15 protein-coding genes are annotated in these 19,272 nt (G+C 56.9%); all 15 read left to right on the top strand.

All coding sequences use genetic code 11. The features are described from left to right. Nucleotides 1-505 precede the first annotated feature (505 nt). The 15 genes from SBL51_RS08930 (at nt 506) to SBL51_RS08860 (ending at nt 19,152) form a co-directional block, all read left to right on the top strand. Nucleotides 506-2,929, top strand: coding sequence for a TonB-dependent receptor (locus tag SBL51_RS08930; protein WP_317930557.1), 2,424 nt, complete (start codon nt 506-508; stop codon nt 2,927-2,929). 123 nt (nt 2,930-3,052) lie between these two features. After that, nucleotides 3,053-4,345 carry an MFS transporter gene (locus tag SBL51_RS08925; protein WP_317930556.1) on the top strand — a complete coding sequence of 431 codons (1,293 nt, stop codon included), beginning with the start codon at nt 3,053-3,055 and terminating at the stop codon, nt 4,343-4,345. 14 nt (nt 4,346-4,359) lie between these two features. Beyond that, on the top strand, nt 4,360-5,628 hold the full coding sequence (locus tag SBL51_RS08920) for a gallate dioxygenase (protein ID WP_317930555.1): 1,269 nt from the start codon (nt 4,360-4,362) through the stop codon (nt 5,626-5,628). A gap of 264 nt (nt 5,629-5,892) precedes the next feature. Further along, nucleotides 5,893-6,771: an AraC family transcriptional regulator gene (locus SBL51_RS08915; protein WP_317930554.1), complete on the top strand. Its 879-nt coding sequence runs from the start codon at nt 5,893-5,895 to the stop codon at nt 6,769-6,771. A 224-nt stretch (nt 6,772-6,995) separates the two neighbouring features. Then, nucleotides 6,996-7,685: a 4-carboxy-4-hydroxy-2-oxoadipate aldolase/oxaloacetate decarboxylase gene (locus SBL51_RS08910; protein ID WP_317930553.1), complete on the top strand. Its 690-nt coding sequence runs from the start codon at nt 6,996-6,998 to the stop codon at nt 7,683-7,685. 3 nt (nt 7,686-7,688) lie between these two features. Then, on the top strand, nt 7,689-8,777 hold the full coding sequence (locus SBL51_RS08905) for a 4-oxalomesaconate tautomerase (protein ID WP_317930552.1): 1,089 nt from the start codon (nt 7,689-7,691) through the stop codon (nt 8,775-8,777). 157 nt (nt 8,778-8,934) lie between these two features. Next, nucleotides 8,935-9,957: an amidohydrolase family protein gene (locus SBL51_RS08900; RefSeq protein ID WP_317930551.1), complete on the top strand. Its 1,023-nt coding sequence runs from the start codon at nt 8,935-8,937 to the stop codon at nt 9,955-9,957. Further along, nucleotides 9,954-10,850 (top strand): amidohydrolase family protein, encoded by an 897-nt coding sequence (locus tag SBL51_RS08895; protein ID WP_317930550.1) that lies wholly within the window; start codon nt 9,954-9,956, stop codon nt 10,848-10,850. Before SBL51_RS08900 ends, SBL51_RS08895 begins: the two co-directional genes overlap by 4 nt. A gap of 235 nt (nt 10,851-11,085) precedes the next feature. After that, nucleotides 11,086-11,466, top strand: coding sequence for a protocatechuate 4,5-dioxygenase subunit alpha (gene ligA / locus SBL51_RS08890; protein ID WP_317930549.1), 381 nt, complete (start codon nt 11,086-11,088; stop codon nt 11,464-11,466). A gap of 9 nt (nt 11,467-11,475) precedes the next feature. Next, entirely contained in the window at nt 11,476-12,315 is an 840-nt protein-coding gene (locus SBL51_RS08885; protein WP_317930548.1) for a class III extradiol dioxygenase subunit beta, read from the top strand. A 278-nt stretch (nt 12,316-12,593) separates the two neighbouring features. Then, nucleotides 12,594-13,535 (top strand): Gfo/Idh/MocA family oxidoreductase, encoded by a 942-nt coding sequence (locus SBL51_RS08880; RefSeq protein WP_317930547.1) that lies wholly within the window; start codon nt 12,594-12,596, stop codon nt 13,533-13,535. A gap of 123 nt (nt 13,536-13,658) precedes the next feature. After that, entirely contained in the window at nt 13,659-14,687 is a 1,029-nt protein-coding gene (locus SBL51_RS08875; RefSeq protein ID WP_317930546.1) for an aromatic ring-hydroxylating dioxygenase subunit alpha, read from the top strand. A 490-nt stretch (nt 14,688-15,177) separates the two neighbouring features. Continuing rightward, nucleotides 15,178-16,575: an aldehyde dehydrogenase gene (locus SBL51_RS08870; protein WP_317930545.1), complete on the top strand. Its 1,398-nt coding sequence runs from the start codon at nt 15,178-15,180 to the stop codon at nt 16,573-16,575. Nucleotides 16,576-16,798: 223 nt separating this feature from the next. Next, nucleotides 16,799-17,635 carry a p-hydroxycinnamoyl CoA hydratase/lyase gene (locus SBL51_RS08865; protein ID WP_317930544.1) on the top strand — a complete coding sequence of 279 codons (837 nt, stop codon included), beginning with the start codon at nt 16,799-16,801 and terminating at the stop codon, nt 17,633-17,635. An 8-nt stretch (nt 17,636-17,643) separates the two neighbouring features. Beyond that, a complete protein-coding gene (locus SBL51_RS08860; RefSeq protein ID WP_317930543.1) occupies nt 17,644-19,152 on the top strand; it encodes an AMP-binding protein in 1,509 nt (502 codons plus the stop codon). The last annotated feature ends 120 nt before the right edge of the window (nt 19,153-19,272 follow it).

Raw genomic sequence — 19,272 nt, 5'->3', positions numbered from 1 at the left:
TTTTGGGAGGGAAGATTATAGAAAAATTTAATAACTGTTAACCACTTTCGCGGCACCGGCGGCCAGCCGCCAGTGCCGATAATTATCCGGCCCTAGTATCGACGCGGCCTGCAGCACTTTAGGGATTTAATTACAGCTAAAAAAAATACTGCCAGCATTACCCGCTCCCGGTTACGTCATGGTTGCCGGTGCAACACCGGGTGTCTTCTTAAGTTTTTGAAAAATATAAGAAATTCTGTTTGGTTTTAGTTGGGCGGTGATTAAATGGTTGTTTTGCCGGCCATATTTGCTGGTAATTATTTACCAAGCGGATATAGAAAAGTGCCGGTGAAGTGTAAAAAAGTGAATGGAGGCTACTGGGGTAAAGACCAATAGTGGCGCCTGTGAAAAGGTTGCCTTCAACCTGAATTCGGTCCGTAATAACCGCGTTTCTCACACCGAGGGCCACAGGCAGTGGTTTGGCCCTACAACTCTAATAATAACCAGACTAAGGTGAGGAATTCCGATGGAAATCATTCACGCCAAAAAGCCCCTGGCCGGGCTGAGCCTGCTGTCGGCCGCTGTGCTGGCCACTCCCACCCTCGCACAAGAGGCCCAACGATCCGGTTTTGTTCTCGAAGAGATTACCGTCACCGCCCGTAAGGTGGAGGAGAACCTGCAAGAGGTGCCTATCGCGGTAACAGCCTTTTCGGGCGATGCCCTGGAGCGCCGCCAGATCGATAGCTCCGATGATATCGGCAAGATTACCCCCAATCTGCAGTTCACCAACAACGCCCCCCTGGCCGGTAACAACAACTCCTCGGTGATTTTTATCCGCGGTGTTGGCCAGATCAGCGCCCGCGCCAACACCGACCCGGGTGTTGGCCTCTACATTGACGACGTTTACATGGGGCAGTCGGTGGGCGGCACCATGGAGATGCGCGATATCGCCGGTGTGCAGGTACTGCGCGGCCCGCAGGGCACACTGTTTGGCCGCAACACCATCGGTGGCGCAGTGTTGATCAGCACCACCCAGCCCGGTGATGAGCTGGGTGGCAAGATTCGCGTCGGCGCCGGGGAAGATGGCCTGATGGAGCTGTTTGGTGCGGTGGATGTACCCATCTCCGATACCGTTAAAACCCGCTTCACCGCCGGTACCAAACAGCAGGACGGCTACGTCAAGCGCGTCTCCGATGGCACCGACCTGGGCGATACCAATAACTACACGCTGACCGCCAAGCTGTTGCTGGAACCGACCGAGAGCTTTACCGCCAACCTCGCCCTCGACTACACCGAGGCCGACGAAAACGGCTCGCCGCTGGTGTTTGGTGGCTACAACAACAACACCGACGTCAACGACACCAGCATTGATGCCGCCTGGTTTGGTGCCAACGCCAGTGTGGGTGCCGGCTGCCCGGACGCCTGGATTGCTCTGCCGGGGCCCCCCGGGCGGCCGGTAACCACCGCCGACGGCTCCACTCTGGATGTCTCCGGCCTGACCACCACCGGTGGCGGCCCGCGCGGTTACACCGGTGAGAGCGCCGATGCCCGCTGTGTTAACAATCAGTGGAATGCCGGCCCCTACGCCACCAACGGCACCTACCCGGTGGAGAGCACCCTGGAGAACCAAGGCGTCTCGCTGAAGCTGGAGTATGCCCTCAATGAGGAGATCACCTTGAAGTCGATCTCCTCCTATCGCGAGCTGGAGTGGGTGGGTAAGCGCGACGCCGACAACACCCCCTTCACCATTCTGCACACCGACTTCCACTCCGATGGCGACCAGTTCAGCCAGGAGCTGCAGTTTAACTACGAGAGTGACAGCCTCACCGGCGTGGCCGGCCTCTATTACTACGAGGAGGAGGTGACCGACATTCTCAGCGTGCAGGTGGGCGACCGCGGGCCGGGCTTCTCTTGTGGTGTGGGCACCGACCGCTGCCACCTCGACAGCGACAACAACATCACCGATAACCAGTCCTGGGCGGCCTTTGGTCAGCTCACCTACGACTTTACCGAGCAGTTGAGCGGTACCTTGGGTGTGCGCTACACGGAAGAGACCAAAGCCTCGATCCCCGATCAGTTCGACTACGCCGCGCCGGACGACAAGTACCTGCCCAAAAAACGTTACGAGGCGGACTTCTCGGCGACGACGGTTTCGGCCAACCTCAGTTACCGGCTGGGTGAGACCTCCATGGTTTACGGCAGTTACTCTGAGGGCTTCAAAGGCGGCGGCTGGAACTCCACCTTCAACTTTGCCCTGACCGAATCGGATTTGGAGGCGGGCCACCAGTTTGATCAGGAGGAGGTAAAAACCTACGAACTGGGCTTTAAGTCGGACCTTACCGACAACCTGCGTATCAACGGTGCCATCTTCTCCTCCGACTACACCGATCTGCAGTTCACCTACCGTGTCTTTATCGCTCCCTGGTTCTTTAACGCCGGTGAGGCCTCTATTGATGGTGCCGAGCTGGAGGTCACCTACGTGCCCTCCGACAGCTGGATTATCGAGGGTGGCCTGGGCTACCTGGATACCTCGGTCGACAAGGCGGTGGAGATTGTTGTCCCCGGCCGGCCGGTAAGCGCCGGTGTGGAGGAGGGCAACCAGCTGCCGTTTGCGCCGGAGCTGCAGGGTAACCTGGGTATTGGCTACAACCTGGCGCTGGGCTCGCTGCAGATCTCACCGCGGGTGGATCTCACCTACAGCGATTCGGTTTACTTCGATGCCGCCAACACCGACACCATCGCTCAGTCCGACAGCTACTCGCTGGTGGATCTGTCGGTGGCGGTCGAAGATCTCAACGCCAACTGGAAGGTGGTGGTGGGCGTGAACAACGCCACCGACGAGGAGTATCGGGTCTCTGGTAACTCGTCGCTCACCTCGGGCTCCGGCTACGCCGAGGTGGCCTATGCCCGGCCGCGGGTGATCTTCGCTTCGGCCACCTGGGAGTTCTAAACCGAGGTTGCTCTGCCGAACCCGGCACCGGTTACTGATTCGCAATCAACACCGCTCCGGGTCGGCAGCAGCGCTGCTTTTTTTAAAAACCGTTAAAAAACCTCACCAAAGAATTGGTATCGCATGTCTGTTCGCACCCTAATCGACGCCTCGCCAATGTCCCGCCTGCAGCTGCGGGTGATGGCTCTCTGCTTTCTGCTCAACATGCTCGATGGCATGGATGTGCTGGCCATCTCCTTTGCTGCGCCGGCCATTGCCGAGCAGTGGTCTATCTCACCGCAGGCGCTGGGCATTGTCTTTAGCGCGGCGCTGGTGGGCATGACCATTGGCGCGTTGGTGATCTCGCCAATGACCGACAAAGTCGGCCGGCGGCGGATGATCCTTGCCAGCCTCTGTATGGTGGCGGTGGCGATGGTGGCCACCTCGGCGGCACAGTCGGTCTGGCAGCTGGCACTGCTGCGCCTGCTGGCGGGGCTGGGTATCGGCTCGATGTTGGCCAGCCTGACGGCGCTGGTGGCGGAGTACTCGCCGGATGCGAAGCGCAATCAGGCGATTTTGGTGTTGCACGCCGCCTACCCGGTGGGCGCTATTATCGCCGGCTTTGTCGCCGCCTGGATTGTGCCCCACTGGGGTTGGCGGCCACTGTTTGTGCTGGCGGGGCTGGTCTCGGCGGTGGTGATTCCGCTGGTGTTCTGGGGGCTGCCAGAGTCGCTCGATTTTCTGGCTCACCGCCAGCCGGCCAATGCCCTGGTTACCATCAACCGCATTCTGCAGAAGATGGCCCACGCCCCGTTGCCGGAGTTGCCGGCGCCGGTGGCGGAAGAGGGGGCGTCGGTGGGGGTGGCGGCACTGCTGGCGCCCAATATTCGGGCCGCCACGCTGCTGCTCTGGCTCGCCTTTATGATGAGCTTCGCCACCCTCTATTTCCTGTTCAGCTGGGTGGTAAAGCTGGCTGTGGAGGCAGGGCTGGATGTCAGCAAGGCGATGTTGGCCGGTATCAGCCTCAACCTGGGCGCCTTTTTTGGCTCCATCAGTTTGGGGTTGCTCTCCGCCCGATTTGGCCTGGCGCGCACCATTAGCCTGTTCTTCTTTTGTGCGGCGGCGATGAGTGTTGCCTACGGCAATTTGCAGGTATCGGTGCTGGTGATTCTGGTGCTGATTTTTCTGTTGATGTATTTCGTGCAGGGTGGTTTTACCGGGCTCTACGCCGTGGCCGCCCGCCTCTACCCCACCGAAATTCGCACCACCGGCGTGGGCTGGGCCATTGGCGCCGGGCGCCTGGGGGCGATAGCCGGGCCGGCGGTGGCGGGCTTTATCCTCGGTGCCGGGGTGCCCATCGGTTGGACCTTTATTCTTTTCAGCCTGCCGCTGGTGGTGGCCGGGTTGGTTATCGTGCGCCTCAAGGGCGTTGCCTAAATCGGAGCTCTATTATGGCCAGAATTATCGGCGCCATTGCCGCTTCCCACACGCCCACCATTGGTTTTGCCAAGGATACCAAGTCGCCGGAAGATCCGGCCTGGGCGCAGGTGTTTACACTGTTTGATCCCATTCGCCATTGGCTGGAAGAGAAGCAACCGGATGTGCTCTTTTTTATCTATAACGACCACATCACCTCCTTCTTTTTTGATCACTACTCGCCGTTTGTACTGGGTGTGGACGACCGCTACGTCACGGCCGATGAGGGTGGTGGTGCCCGTGCCTACCCGCCGGTGGCGGGCCACGCCGCGCTTGCTCGCCATATTGGCCAGTCGTTCTTTGCCGATGAGTTTGATATCTCGTTCTACCAGAAAAAGCCCATTGATCACGGCCTCTTTTCGCCGTTGTCGATGATGACCGACCGGGGCCGGGCGTGGAGCGGGGCGATTGTGCCACTGCAGGTGGGGGTGTTGCAGTTCCCCATCCCCACGGCCAAGCGCTGTTACAACCTGGGCCAGGCGCTGCGCCGCGCCATTGAGAGCTTCCCGGAGGATATCTCCGTGGCACTGGTGGCCACCGGTGGCCTGTCGCATCAGGTGCACGGCGAGCGCTGTGGCTTTAATAACCCCGCCTGGGATGAGCAGTTTTTGGACTTACTGGAGAACGACCCGGAGGTGCTCGCCCAAATCACCCACGCCGAATATGCCCGCCTGGGTGGCCTGGAGGGTGCCGAGGTGATTATGTGGTTGATTATGCGCGGTGCGTTGTCGGCCAAGATCAACTGTGTGCACCGGGGTACCCATCTACCTTCGATGACCAATATCGCCACGGTTATTTACGAAAACTGCAGTGCGCCGCGTGCGGAGAGTATCGCCCAGCAGCAGCAAAAAATTGGTGCCCAGCTGGCCGGTGCAGAGACCATAGAGGGCACCCATCCGTTTACCCTGGCGCGGGCGCACCAGGCTTACCGGCTGAACGACTTTTTGCATAAATTGATTGAGCCCGACCACCGCGCGCGATTTTTGGCGGAGCCGGAGGCGCTTTATGATGATTTCCAGTTAACACAGCCGGAGCGCGACCTGGTTAATGCCCGCGACTGGATTGGCTTAATTCACTACGGCGTTATCTTCTTCAGCCTGGAGAAGATGGCGGCGGTGGTGGGCTTGTCTAACCTGGATGTTTATGCGCAAATGAGCGGCAAAACCTTAGAAGAGTTTCAGCGCACGCGAAATGTGTCGATGAGCTATTCGGTGGCCGGTGGCGATAACAACGGCTCGAATTAATCGGTGGTGCATGGGCGCTGGCCGATGCGAGCCCTTAAAATTCAGTAGTTTCACACAACTACGCCAAATTTTAAGGGCGACATTCAAATAGCTCAGGATACGAGTGCGGTACAGGGATGTACCGCCATCGGCGTAGCCGATGCGAGCCCTTAAAATTCAGTAGTTTCACACAACTACGCCAAATTTTAAGGGCGACATTCAAATAGATCAGGATGATCTATTTGAATAGTAGGTTAATAGAAAAAAGATAAAGGTACCCGCGGCATGAGTGTGCCCAAATATCTCCTCTATGGCCAAGGCTCTGAAGGGCCGGTGGATTGGTTTTTAAATATTGAGCAACTCTCCAAACGTTGCCAGGAGCGTGGCTGGAAAATAGGTCTGCACAGCCACCCGGCGTTTGCCCAGGTGATGTTTGTGCTGCGCGGTCGCGGTGTGATGCAGGTTGGAGAGAAAGCGCTTAACTTTAACAGCCCCTGCGCGCTGATTATTCCCGTGGATGCCATTCATGGCTTCGATTACCAACTCAGCACCGATGGTTGGGTGGTCACTCTGGCGGAGTACTGCCTGGCCCAGATCAGTTCGCGGGTAGCGCAGATCAGCCAGCTGATGAGTTTGCCTGCAGTCATCCCCCTGGCGCGCACCGAGTTGACCCTCGATGTGATCAACAGCCGCCTGGGTAATATCCAAAAAGAGATTTTAAATCAGTCTGAGAACTACGAAATTATTGTTGAGTCGGAGCTGCTGTCGTTGCTGATCAGTTTGCAACGGGTCAGTCGCAGCAGTAATCAGGCCGGTAGTCAGGCGTCGGATAAACAGTTGAAGTTGGTCTACGCCTTTAAAGCGCTTATCGAAGAGCACCTGTTTGAAAACCTGAAAATTCCGGAGTACGCCGAGCGTCTGCACGTGACCAGTTTTCAGCTGCGCTCGGCCTGCGAATCGGTGTGCCAGTGTGCGCCGAAAGAGGTTTTGGAGGAGCGCAAATTGATGGAGGCGAAAAAGGATCTGATCTTTTCCACCCGCACCATTGAGCAGATCGCCTACCGTTTGGGCTTCACTGACCCCTCCTACTTCACCCGCTTTTTTCGCAAGCGCGAGGGCGAAGCGCCCAGCAATTTTCGCGAGCAGTTTAAGGTCAGCCACTAAGTGCCGGCTATGGCCATAGGCCTCTAGTGCCCGCCGGGTGGGGGGTGGAGCGCTTATGCTCTTCGCCACTTTAGAGGCCTATAGAAAAATCTAATAGCCCGTTACAGCAATCGGGCAGGTCAATTACAGCCCCTTTGTTGATAATGGCAACCCAGTGAGAGGCAACCCCGAAATGCTTTGCCGGGGCTGCATCGATATTCATAAGAATAAGCCAGGAGTTGCCCATGCCCGTTTGTGTGACTGATATCGAACGCGTTTCCGCCGCCGTGGTAGAGAGCTACCAGGGGGCCGAAGTCGCCACCGTACACGAAGCCCAGGGGCGCAAGGGGCTGCTCGCCTCCTACATGACCCCCATCTACCGGCCGGCAAAAATCGCCGGCCCCGCCGTTACCTGTGAGGTGGCTCCCGGTGATAACTGGATGCTGCACGTGGCGGTGGAACAGTGCCGCCCGGGTGATGTGCTGGTGGTGGCCCCCACCAGCCCCTGCGAAGATGGCTACTTCGGCGACCTGCTCGCCACCTCCCTGAAAGCGCGCGGCGTGCTTGGCCTGATTATCGATGCCGGCGTGCGCGACACCGCCACCCTCACCGAAATGAATTTCCCCGTGTGGAGCAAGGTGGTGTTTGCCCAGGGCTGTGTGAAAGAGACACTGGGCAACGTCAATGTGCCGGTGGTCTGTGCCGGGCAGTTGATCAACCCGGGTGATCTGATTGTGGCCGACGACGACGGTGTGGTGGTGGTACGCCGCACCGAGGCGGAAGCGGTGCGGGCCAAGGTGCAGGCGCGCGAAGACAACGAAGCCGCCAAGCGCGAGCGCTTTGCCGCCGGCGAGTTGGGGCTCGACATCTACAAAATGCGTGAGCGCCTGGCCGAAAAAGGGCTGCGCTACGTGAAAACCCTGGACGAGATCTAAGCAGTGCAACGCGCAATTCCCGCTCTGCTGATGCGTGGTGGCACCTCCAAGGGGCTCTACTTTTTAGCCTCGGACTTGCCAGCGGATGAAACCGAACGCGACCAGCTGCTGCTGGCCGCCATGGGCTCGCCGGATGCCCGCCAGATTGACGGTGTGGGCGGCGCTCACCCGCTTACCAGTAAAGTGGCGATTATCTCGCCGAGCCAGCATCCCGAAGCCGATGTCGACTACCTCTTTCTACAGGTGTCGGTCACCGAGGCGTTGGTGAGTGATGCCCAGAACTGCGGCAATATTCTCGCCGGTGTCGGCCCCTTCGCCATTGAGCGGGGGTTGGTCGAGGCCTGCGATGGCGAGACCGCGGTGCGTATCCATATGGTCAACACCGGCGCTCTGGCGGTGGCCCATGTCTCTACCCTCAATGGCCAGGTCAACTATCAGGGCGACTGCCGCATCGACGGCGTGCCCGGTAGCGCCGCCGCCATTGTGCTCGATTTTCTCGATATTGCCGGCTCCAGCTGCGGCTCGCTGCTGCCCACTGGCAACTGCATCGATGTCATCGATGGTGTGGCGGTTACCTGCGTGGATAACGGCATGCCGGTGGTGGTGCTGAATGCCCGCGATTTTGGCATTACCGGTAGTGAGAGCCCGGCGGAGCTGGAGGCCAACAGTGAACTGAAGGCGAGAATCGAGTCCATCCGCTTACAGGCGGGCCCGATGATGAACCTGGGCGATGTGAAAAACAAAACCGTACCCAAAATGTGTTTGGTATCGCCGCCGGTCAGCGGTGGCCACATCAATACCCGCACGTTTATTCCGCACCGGGTGCACGAGGCCATTGGTGTGTTGGGGGCGGTGAGTGCCGCGACCGCCTGCCTGCTACCCGATTCGGTAGCCGCCCCGCTGTTGGATCGACAGGTGGCGGAAGGCGATATCACCCTGCAGGTGGAACACCCCACCGGCTTTTTCACCGTCGCCCTTACCCTGGAAGGCTGCGGCCTGCTGGCCAACCTGAAAATCATCCGCGCGGCGCTGGTGCGCACCGCCCGCCTGCTGATGCGCGGCGAGGTGATGGTGCCGGAAATCACTGAATAATATTGACTCGGCACAAGGATCTGCCGTCATTGGCTGACCCGCCAATGTAAGCCAGTAACTCTCAAAGGAGTTGACACCTTTCTGCTGGAATTGAATGGCGCGTATTCAAATAAAGAGGAGATTTATTTGGATGCTGGATTAATAAATTGGAATGCCCATGAAAATAATCGATTGTCACGGCCACTACACCACCGCCCCGGAGCCGCATCAGCTGTTCCGCGAGGCGCAATTGGCGGCCTTCAAAGCGGGCCAGGCGCTGCCTGAGCTGCCCAACATCAGCGACGATGAGATACGAGAGAGTGTCGAGCAGAATCAGTTGCGTCTGCTGCGCGAGCGCGGCGCCGATATGACCATCTTCTCACCCCGCGCCTCGGCCATGGCCCACCATGTGGGTGACGAGAAGGTGAGCCAGCAGTGGACCTACGCCTGCAATAATTTGATCAAGCGGGTGGTCGATCTCTATCCGGAGACCTTTATCGGCGTCTGTCAGCTGCCGCAGTCGCCAGGTGTGCCCATCAGCCACTCCATCGCCGAGTTGGAACGCTGCGTTACCGAGCTGGGCTTTGTTGGTTGCAACCTTAACCCGGACCCTTCCGGTGGCCACTGGACTGCCGCACCGCTCACCGACGAGAGCTGGTACCCCTTTTTTGAGAAGATGGTGGAGTTGGATGTGCCGGCGATGATTCACGTATCGGGCTCGTGCAATCACAACTTTCACGCGACCGGCGCTCACTACATCAACGCCGATACCACCGCCTTTATGCAGTTTATTCAGGGCAACCTGTTTAAAGAGTTCCCCGATTTGCGCTTTATTATTCCCCACGGTGGCGGTGCCGTGCCCTACCACTGGGGCCGTTATCGCGGGTTGGCGGATATGCTTAAGCAGCCGCCGCTGGCCACGCATGTGATGAAAAATGTCTACTTCGATACCTGCGTTTATCATCAGCCGGGTATCGACCTGCTGTTTAAAGTGATCGATATCGACAACATTCTGTTTGGCTCGGAGATGGTCGGCGCGGTGCGCGGTATCGACCCGGAAACCGGCTACTACTTCGACGACACCAAACGCTACCTGGATGCGCTCGACCTTACCGAAGAGCAGCGCTACAAGGTGTTTGAAGGCAACGCCCGCCGGGTTTACCCGCGCTTGGATGCCCTATTTAAAGCGAGGGGCCTATGAGCGCATTTACCCCCGACGCCGACTGGCTGCACTGGAAAGTTGGCCCATGCCTGCCCAGTTATAAACCACCGGCCGGTGCCGTGGATGCCCACTGCCACGTGTTTGGCCCGGGCAGCCAGTTCCCCTTTGCGCCCGAGCGCAAGTACACCCCCTGCGACGCCAGCAAAGATCAGCTCTGGGCTCTGCGCGACCACCTGGGCTTTAGCCGCAATGTGATTGTGCAGGCCACCTGCCACGGCGCCGATAACCGCGCCCTGGTCGATGCCCTGCACCACAGCCAGGGTTTTGCCCGCGGTGTGGCGACAGTGAAAGGCAGCGTTACCGATAGCGAGTTGCAGGCGCTGCATGCGGCGGGTGTGCGCGGCGTGCGTTTTAATTTTGTAAAACGGTTGGTGGATGCGCTGCCGTTTGACGAGCTGGGCACCATTGCCGAGCGTATCAAACCCCTGGGTTGGCATATCGTTATCTATTTTGAAGCTCAGGAGCTGCCCGAGCTGTACGACTTTTTCACTGCGCTGCCCACCACCGTGGTGGTCGACCATATGGGCCGCCCGGATGTGACCAAGCCGGTCGATGGGCCGGAGTTTGGCCTCTTCTTAAAGCTGTTGCGCGAGAATGAAAACTTCTGGTCTAAGGTGAGCTGCCCGGAGCGTTTGTCACAGGTGGGGCCGCCCGGTTACGACGATGTGGTGCCTTTTGCCAGGGCGGTGGTGGAGCAGTTCCCTGAGCGGGTGTTGTGGGGTACCGACTGGCCGCACCCAAATATGAAAAGCCATATGCCGGACGACGGTCATCTGGTAGATATGATTCCTAAAATTGCCGTAACCGAAGAGCTGCAAAAGAAATTGTTAATCGATAACCCGATGCGGCTCTACTGGCCGGAGTTGGGCTAGCAGGTTGTTGTAATTCGGCGAATTTCAACAGACTTCTTCTGGAACAGGGCTGTTCCGGCAATAGCAATGACGGTCGGTCGTTGCTATTGGGTGGGCAGCGAAAATGACATTTTTTTGCTGCAAGTTCGGCGTAAATTGCCAGTTGAAATTAACGTCGAGCAAATCTTATTGCCGTTGGCAGTTTTGCATACAAACAATAACGGCAGGCGCACGATAACAGAAAGAGGAAGGGCAAATGTCTTTGGCAAAACCCTATCAGGATATTCCCGGCACCACTATTTTTGATGCCGATATGGCCCGCCAGGGCTTTCACTTAAATCAGTTCTGTATGTCGCTGATGAAGGCGGAAAATCGCGAGCAGTTTAAAGCGGATGAGCGCGCCTATCTCGATCAGTGGGCGATGACCGAAGCACAGAAGCAAGCGGTGCTCGATCGCGATTACAACCGCATGATGAGCCTGGGTGGCAACGTCTATTTTCTGGCGAAAATATTTTCCACCGATGGCCTCAGCTTTCAATTTGCCGCCGCCACCATGACCGGCATGACGCAAGAAGAGTACGCGCAGATGATGCTCAACGGCGGTCGCTCGCCGGAAGGCAATCTCTACCAAGAATAGGGTTTTAGCATGGCAAAAATTAGCGCAAGTGTTTACACCTCGCATGTGCCGGCCATTGGTGCGGCCATCGACCTGGGTAAAACCGAACAGGAGTACTGGCAACCGGTATTCGCCGGTTACGACTACTCCAAAGAGTGGATTAAAGAGAATCGCCCGGATGTGATTTTGCTGGTCTATAACGACCACGCTAACGCCTTCGACAGCAACTTTGTCCCCACCTTTGCCATCGCCACCGGCGACGAGTTCAAGCCAGCCGACGAAGGCTGGGGTGCCCGACCGGTGCCCAATGTTAAGGGCCACTCACGCCTGGCTGCGCACATTGCCCAGTCGGTGATTCAGGATGAGTTTGATCTGACCGTAGTCAACACCATCGACCTGGACCACGGCCTGACCGTGCCTATGTCGCTGATGTTTGGTCAGCCAGAAGAGTGGCCCTGCTTAGTGATCCCCATTGCAGTGAATGTGGTGCTTTATCCACCCCCGTCGGGCAAACGGTGCTATGCCCTAGGCAAAGCGCTGCGGCGGGCGGTGGACTCTTTTGATGAGGATCTCAACGTGCAGATCTGGGGCACCGGTGGTATGAGCCACCAACTGCAGGGGCCGCGTGCCGGTTTGATTAACCGCGAATTTGACCTCGATTTTCTCGAGCAGTTAATTGCCGACCCTGAGACCTTATCGCAAAAGCCGCATATTGATTATGTACGCCTGGCGGGCTCGGAAGGTATTGAGCTGGTGATGTGGTTGATTGCCCGCGGCGCGATGAATGACGAGGTGGTGGAGAAACACCGCTTCTACCATGTGCCGGCGTCGAATACGGCGGTGGGGCATATGATTTTAGAAAACAGTTAGCGCTTTTTACCTAATGTTTGGATCGATTCCCTATCGATCCAAACTGTCGCCAGAAAAAATCTGGCGGCGGTGTGCAAACGTCCTGGATTTTTTCGGCTCACATTGGCTTTTTAATGTTCACAAGAAAGCCAATGGCGGCGACTCCTCGCTGCAGTTTGCTGAGGTTTTAATCGATTTTCTCTGTGCTTAAAAGTCGTTGATTTAAACAGAAGCCTAAAAAGTGACGGGCTGGTTAAATTCGAATAAATTTTCCCTAATTCACATGGGAGGTAGTGATTGTGAAAGTGATTGTGGCTGGTGCCGGTGCTTTTGGTAAAAAACACCTGGACGGCATTAAAAATATCGATGGCGTAGAGGTGGTGGCCCTGGTTGGTCGCCGCTTGGAAGCCACGCAAAAAGTAGCGGATGAGTATGGCGTTGCCACCGTCTGTACCGATCTTTCCGAGGCGCTGGCACTGCCCGGGGTGGACGCAGCGATTCTCTGTACGCCTACCCAAATGCACGCCGCTCAGGCGATTCAGTGCATGGCGGCGGGCGTGCATGTACAGGTGGAGATTCCATTGGCCGACAGCTGGGCCGATTCCGAAGCGGTGTTGGCCAAGCAGCAGGCCACCGGCAAAATCTGTATGGTGGGCCACACCCGCCGCTTTAACCCCTCGCACCAGTGGCTGCACAAGCGCTTGGCGGCCGGTGAGTTGAATCTGCAACAGATGGATGTGCAGACCTATTTCTTCCGCCGTAAAAATATCAATGCCGCCGGTGAGCCGCGTTCCTGGACGGATCATCTCCTGTGGCACCACGCCGCCCATACCGTCGATCTGTTTGCCTACCAGGCCGGAGCGCCGGTGGTGCAGGCCAACGCCATTCAAGGGCCCGTACACCCGGAGCTGGGTATTGCCCTGGATATGTCGATCCAACTGAAAGCGGCCAACGGTGCCATCTGTACCCTGTCGCTGTCGTTTAATAACGATGGCCCGCTGGGTACCTTCTTCCGCTACATCTGCGATAACGGCACCTACATCGCCCGCTACGATGACTTGGTTAATGGCAAAGAGGAACCGGTGGATGTCTCCCAGGTGGATGTCTCCATGAACGGCATTGAGTTGCAGGACCGCGAGTTCTTTGCTGCCATCGCTGAGGGGCGCGAGCCCAACTCCAGTGTGGCCAAGGTGTTGCCCTGTTACCAGGTGTTGGCGCAGTTGGAAGAGCAACTGGGTTGAGGGGTTACGGCATAAACTCCTTTGGAATTATGCCGTTTTCCTCACTAAATAGACTGCTTCGCAACTTGCTGGCCAGGCCAAGCGAAGCTCCACAGCCTGGAAAAATAATAATTAGGTTGCGTTATGTTTTGTAAAAACGAGTGGTACGTTGCTGCCAGCAGCGATGAGCTAACCAATCAACCCCTTGGCCGGCAGATATGCGGTGAGCGGGTGGTGCTGTTTCGCGGGGCGGATGGTGTCTCTGCTCTGGAGGATTTTTGCCCCCATCGCGGCGCGCCCTTGTCGTTAGGCTATGTGGAGGATGGCAGGCTGGTGTGTGGCTATCACGGTTTGTGTATGGGCAGCGATGGCGTTACCCACTCTATGCCCAAGCAGCGGGTGGAGCGCTTTCCGGCCATTCGTCGTTTCCCGGTTATTGAGCGTTACGGGTTTATTTGGTTGTGGCCTGGGCAAGCGGAGCTTGCCGATGAAAAAAAACTGCCGGCGTTGCCTTGGGCGGAAAGCGATGACTGGGCCTACGGCGGTGGCCTGTACCACATTCACTGTGACTATCGCTTGATGATTGATAACCTGATGGATCTCACGCACGAGACCTACGTGCACGCCGGTAGCATTGGCCAGAAGGAGATCGATGAGGCGCCGGTGAACACGCAGGTGGACGGCGACCATGTGATCACCAGTCGCTCTATGGCGGGAGTTTTGCCGCCGCCTTTCTGGCAGATGGCGCTTGCCGCCAATGGCCTGGCAGTGGATGTAACCGTTGATCGTTGGCAAATTTGTCATTTCACCCCGCCCAGCCACGTGTTAATTGAGGTGGGGGTGGCGCACGCCGGCCACGGTGGTTACCACGCCCCGGCTGAGCACAAAGCGAGTAGCATTGTGGTCGACTTTATTACCCCGGAAACCGAAAACAGCATCTGGTACTTCTGGGGCATGGCGCGCAATTTTAAACCGGGCGATGCCGAGCTTACGGCGAGCATTCGCGAGGGGCAGGGTAAAATTTTCGCCGAGGATCTGGCCATGCTCGAGCAACAGCAGCGAAACCTGGCCGAGCATCCTAAGCGGCGGCTGCTGAAGCTGGATATCGACGCCGGTGGGGTACAGGCGCGACGTATTATTGAACGCCGGATCGCCGCTGAAAATAATATTTAGCCAGCTCAGATTTGCTTAGTTATGACTTCAATCTGAGGGCAGAAATTAAAAACAGGATTGGGTAAGCCGCGCCCTGGTGGTTTGCTCTGCCCTCTGGTTCGCAAAATTCTCCAGGTATTCTTTCCCGTTGTCTCTCAAAATCAATGGTTTATAGCCATCGCTTTTACAGGCTTATGTCTGTGCCAAAAGGGCTACGAAGTTAAACGGTACGATCTTTAAATTATTCTCATTGACAAGGGTAGCTGCCTATAAATAGTATGTAACACATACAGTTTGTTAATAGGCATAAGTGGCAGGCGGGACATTCCGAAAGTGAATTTCCGGGCCGGTGGTCTCTGGCTAGACAATTTCTAAATTGAAATTTTTAAATAGCAATTTCTGAGTAGAAAATTTTCAAAATCAGTAATTCACCTTAGGCAACCTGAACAGTGCCAGCCAACTTGCCAACACCTATTGGTCATAACAATAAAAAACCGAAGGGAGTGCTGTAATGAATTTCGAACGAATCAATCCGTTAACCGGTGCCGTCGCCAGCACTGCCATCGCCATGCAACCGCAGGATGTGAACGCTATTGCCGAGCGGGCGGCAGAGGCCTTTCCCCAGTGGGCCGCACAGGGCCCCAACGCTCGTCGGGCGGTGTTGATGCAGGCCGCAGTCGAACTTGAAGCGCGCGCCGGCGCATTCGTGGAAGCGATGATGCAAGAGATTGGCGCTACCCAAGGTTGGGCCATGTTTAACCTGCACCTGGCGGCGGGTATGGTGCGCGAAGCCGCGGCGCTCACCACCCAGATCTCCGGCCAAACCATCCCCTCCGATAAACCCGGCTGCATCGCCCTGACCCTGCGTGAACCTGTGGGTGTGGTGCTTGGCATCGCCCCTTGGAATGCACCCATTATTCTCGCTGTGCGCGCCATCGCAGTGCCACTTGCCTGTGGTAACAGCGTTATTCTCAAAGCCTCTGAAGTGTGCCCGCGTACCCACCAACTGGTGGCTGAAGCTTTTGCCGCCGCTGGCTTCCCCGAAGGGGTGGTCAGTGTGGTCACCAATGCGCCGCACCAGGCGGAAGCCATCGTCGGCGCATTGATTGAGCATCCGGCGGTTAAGCGCATCAACTTCACCGGCTCCACCGAAGTGGGCCGCCGGATTGCTGTGCGCGCGGCGGAAAAGCTCAAGCCCTGCCTGTTGGAGTTGGGTGGCAAGGCGCCGCTGTTGGTATTGGACGATGCCGATCTGGATCAGGCCGTAGCCGCGGCTGCCTTTGGTGCCTTTATGAATCAGGGGCAGATCTGTATGTCCACTGAGCGGGTCATTGTGGTAGAAGCCGTTGCCGACGCCTTTATCGAGCGCTTTACCGCTAAAGCGGCATCGATGCCTGCTGGTGACCCTGCCGCGGGCAATACTCCCCTCGGTGCCGTGGTGGGCCAGAAGAGTGTGGATCACGTCAATGCGCTAATCGATGACGCCGTTGCTCAGGGGGCGAGAGTAGCCACCGGCGGTAAGGCGCAGTCGGTGATTATGCCGGCGACCCTGGTCGTGGGGGTTACCGAGGCCATGCGCCTCTACCGCGACGAGAGTTTTGGCCCGGTGGTGGGGGTGATTCGCGCCCGCGACGAGGCCGACGCCATTCGTATTGCCAACGACAGCGACTATGGTCTCTCCGCCTCGGTATTCACTGGTGATGCCGCCCGTGGTTTGCGTGTGGCGCGCCAAATTCGCTCGGGGATGTGCCACGTTAATGGCGCCACCGTGCATGACGAAGCGCAGATGCCTTTTGGTGGCGTGGGTGCGTCCGGTTATGGCCGCTTTGGTGGCCAGGCGGGGATCGAGCAGTTTACCGAACTGCGCTGGATCACTGTGGAAACCTTGCCTGGCCACTACCCAATCTAACTTTTTAAGATTTGAAGTTCTCATCCTTGAACTCTTCAAATAACGGCAAATGAAACTGTCATTGTCATTTGCCTCACAAAATCGACAGCTGGCCCTGTTTGATTTTGCCGGTAGTGCCTTAAGCCGGGCCGCCGCTTGGCCGACTGAAATTTTAATAAACATCGTCGCCGCTAAATAAAATTAAAAAGCAGCGGCAACAAAACGCGCAGTAGGAGTGAGCACTATGTCAGAGAGTCAAACAGAACAGGCAACCGTTGCCTTTGAGGTGTGTGAGGGTATTGCCTGGGTGAAATTCAATCGCCCGGAAAAACGCAACTGCATGAACCCGCCGTTAAACCGGCAGATGATGCGTGTGCTTGACGAGCTGGAGTTTCGCGATGATGTCGGTGTCTTGGTGTTGGCCGGTGAGGGCAGTGCCTGGTCTGCGGGGATGGATTTGAAAGAGTATTTTCGCGAAACCGAAGCCAAGGGTATGGGTGCCGTTCGCCAAGCGCAACGGGAATCCTATGGTTGGTGGCGGCGCCTGCGTTGGTACCAAAAGCCGACCATTGCCATGGTTAACGGTTGGTGTTTTGGCGGCGGTTATGGGCCGCTGTTTGGCTGCGACCTCGCCTTCGCCGCAGAAGAGGCGCAGTTTGGTTTGTCGGAAATTAACTGGGGTATTTTACCCGGCGGTGGTGCCACTAAAATTGCCGTGGAATTGATGACCTTTCGCAACGCCATGTATCACGCGCTGATGGGCGAAACCATCGACGGCAAAAAAGCTGCCGAGTGGGGCCTGGTGAATGAGGCACTGCCGTTAGGAGCACTGAAGGATCGGGTTACCGAAGTGGCCCGCGTGCTATTGCAGAAAAACCCGGTTGCCTTAAAGGCCACCAAAGATGCCATTCGCCGCGTGGGTGAAATGACCTATGACAACGCTGAAGATTTTCTGGTGCGCGCACAGGAGGCGGCCAACTCGTTTGACAACGACGGCCGCAAAGAGGGCATTCGTCAATTCATCGACGATAAAACCTATAAGCCCGGTTTAGGTAGTTACGATAAATCCAAACAGAAGTGATGCCCACCATGTTGCTTGACGCCGTTGCCACTTTTGCTCTGCGCACACCCCAAGCGCTTGCCTGTGTCGATTTGGAGAGCGACCGCCGCTGGAATTATCACCAGTTCGATCGCGATATAAATCGCCTGGCCAATTTCTTGGTGGCAAGACTTGGCGCCGCCAGTTGTAAGCGTGTGGCCAGCATTGCCCGTAACCGCGCCGAGCTGATTATGCTCTACCTGGCTTGCGCCCGCGCCGGTGCGATCTATGTGCCCTGTAATTGGCGTCTTGCCGAAAAAGAGATTGAACTGATCTTGGAGGATGCAGAGCCAGAGTTAATTGTTTGCGATGCCGAATTTCGCCCAAGCGATACCCGCATTACCGCTATTGCTACTGACGATCTGCTTACCCTTGCTAAAAAATATTCCGAGGTGTTGAGCGCAGAGAGCCGCCGGCCACCGGAAGAGACTACGTTGCTGCTATACACCTCGGGCACCAGCGGTTTGCCGAAAGGGGTGAAAATAAGTGAGCTTAACGCTTTTTGGTCGCAGCAGGCGTTTAATTCCGGCAACGAAGTGGGTGCCGATAGCATTTTCCTATGTGATATGCCGCTGTTTCACACGGCCGGTCTATTGGCCAATACCCGGGCACCGCTGCAGGCGGGCGGCGCGGTGCTAATTTCTCGTGGTTTCGATGAGGCCAACACCTTCGCCCATTTGAGCGATAGTAAATTACCGGTCAGCCACTATTTTTCTGTGCCGCAAATGGCCCGCCGGCTGTGGGATTACGCCGGCTTTGATCCAGAAAAACTTCGCCACCTGCGTGTTTATGCCACCGGTGGTGCGCCCAATCCGCAAAGTTTGATTGAGCGTTTTATCGATGCTGGTGTACCCATGTCGAACGGTTTTGGTATGACTGAAACTGGCTCGGTCTCGGGCATGCCGTTGCACAATCTTCCGCACATTTTTCAGAAGTGTGGCTGTGCCGGTGCCCCCTATTTCGGGGTTGAGCTGCGCGTTACCGATGAACGGGGCAAGGCGCTGCCAGTGGACAATATTGGCGAATTGTGGGTGCGTGGCCCGGGGGTAACCTCCGGCTATTGGAACCAGCCGGAAAAAACCGAACTGGCCTTTGCCTACGACTGGTTTAAAACCGGTGATATGGCCCGGCTCGATCAAGACGGTTACCTGTTTATTGTCGATCGCAAAAAAGACATGTTTATCTCCGGCGGGGAGAATATCTACTCCGCTGAGCTGGAAGCGGTGATCACTGAATTAAACGGCGTGGCCGAGGTGGCGGTCATTGGACTGCCCGATGCGCAATGGGGTGAGATTGGTGTGGCGGCTATTGTTGCCAAGCCTGGCGTAAACCTGGCTGGGCAAGAGGTTGAACGGCACTGTCGTGCACGCCTGGCGGCTTACAAGGTGCCGAAAAAAATCTTATTGGTAAAGCAGCTGCCTTACACCTCGTCGGGCAAAATACAAAAACACTTGCTGCGCGATATGCTGGCTCAAAGCGTTCACGGCTCGTTGAATTAAGGTTGCCCCTTGGGGTGCGTTTAATTAATTAAAAATAGATAACTCTGCACCGCTCTGCCAAATTCCCTTGGCCGCAGCAGAACGATAACAATAGTCAGCAGAGGATGGTTTGTGAAATTC

Source organism: Halioxenophilus sp. WMMB6 (assembly GCF_033283405.1).
In the GTDB taxonomy this organism is placed as follows: Bacteria; Pseudomonadota; Gammaproteobacteria; order Pseudomonadales; family Cellvibrionaceae; genus Halioxenophilus.
The sequence above is the reverse complement of the archived record's forward strand: the minus strand, read 5'-3'. Positions and strand labels throughout refer to the sequence as shown.

Bases quoted from the DNA above. Each gene is read 5' to 3' on its own strand.
- SBL51_RS08930 (WP_317930557.1), top strand. From the start codon at position 506: ATGGAAATCATTCACGCCAAAAAGCCCCTGGCCGGGCTGAGCCTGCTG.
- SBL51_RS08925 (WP_317930556.1), top strand. From the start codon at position 3,053: ATGTCTGTTCGCACCCTAATCGACGCCTCGCCAATGTCCCGCCTGCAG.
- SBL51_RS08920 (WP_317930555.1), top strand. From the start codon at position 4,360: ATGGCCAGAATTATCGGCGCCATTGCCGCTTCCCACACGCCCACCATT.
- SBL51_RS08915 (WP_317930554.1), top strand. From the start codon at position 5,893: ATGAGTGTGCCCAAATATCTCCTCTATGGCCAAGGCTCTGAAGGGCCG.
- SBL51_RS08910 (WP_317930553.1), top strand. From the start codon at position 6,996: ATGCCCGTTTGTGTGACTGATATCGAACGCGTTTCCGCCGCCGTGGTA.
- SBL51_RS08900 (WP_317930551.1), top strand. From the start codon at position 8,935: ATGAAAATAATCGATTGTCACGGCCACTACACCACCGCCCCGGAGCCG.
- SBL51_RS08895 (WP_317930550.1), top strand. From the start codon at position 9,954: ATGAGCGCATTTACCCCCGACGCCGACTGGCTGCACTGGAAAGTTGGC.
- ligA (WP_317930549.1), top strand. From the start codon at position 11,086: ATGTCTTTGGCAAAACCCTATCAGGATATTCCCGGCACCACTATTTTT.
- SBL51_RS08885 (WP_317930548.1), top strand. From the start codon at position 11,476: ATGGCAAAAATTAGCGCAAGTGTTTACACCTCGCATGTGCCGGCCATT.
- SBL51_RS08875 (WP_317930546.1), top strand. From the start codon at position 13,659: ATGTTTTGTAAAAACGAGTGGTACGTTGCTGCCAGCAGCGATGAGCTA.
- SBL51_RS08870 (WP_317930545.1), top strand. From the start codon at position 15,178: ATGAATTTCGAACGAATCAATCCGTTAACCGGTGCCGTCGCCAGCACT.
- SBL51_RS08865 (WP_317930544.1), top strand. From the start codon at position 16,799: ATGTCAGAGAGTCAAACAGAACAGGCAACCGTTGCCTTTGAGGTGTGT.
- SBL51_RS08860 (WP_317930543.1), top strand. From the start codon at position 17,644: ATGTTGCTTGACGCCGTTGCCACTTTTGCTCTGCGCACACCCCAAGCG.